Source organism: Fulvivirga aurantia, from assembly GCF_009711475.1.
GTDB lineage: Bacteria > Bacteroidota > Bacteroidia > Cytophagales > Cyclobacteriaceae > Fulvivirga > Fulvivirga aurantia.
On record NZ_SMMD01000112.1, the window covers coordinates 1 to 540 of the forward strand.

Here is a 540-nt window from a genome sequence, read left to right on the forward strand (position 1 = left end):
ACTTCAGGTATTTAGAGACAAGCGATTGCCCTTTCCAGATAACCAACGCCCAAAATTGTTAAAAGAGCTGTTGGCCACAAGCAATTTCTCATTTGGAGTTGATAGTATTTTATTAAACGAAGCTACTATCATATATGAAGAGTTTGTGAAAAAAGCTGAGGGACCTGGCAGAGTAAGTTTTGATAACTTGAGTGGCAGCATATCTCATCTATACACCTATGATAAGAAACAAGACACTCCACCTAGAATGGTGGCTAAATGTAATTTATTGAATACAAGTCGGTTTTATGCTGACATTTCATTTCCTCTGAGTCAGACTCAGCCTACCATAGTAAAAGGAAAACTTGAGCCTATGGACTTGACGGAATTTAACCAGATGATGAAATATGTGGCATTTACTGAGATAGAGGAAGGTCAACTGAAAAGTCTGGATTTTGAGTTTATATATGATCAGACCGAATCTAACGGAAAAATGAATTTTGCCTATGAAGGGCTGAAAATCGATTTTTTAAACAAAGACGACTCTAAAACGGGAGGTTT

At 37.0% G+C, this 540-nt stretch carries 1 protein-coding gene; it reads left to right on the forward strand.

Annotated elements, in window-relative coordinates; all coding sequences use genetic code 11:
• Nucleotides 1-540 (forward strand): hypothetical protein (locus E1176_RS20100; protein ID WP_185152465.1); only part of this gene is annotated, 540 nt, incomplete at both ends.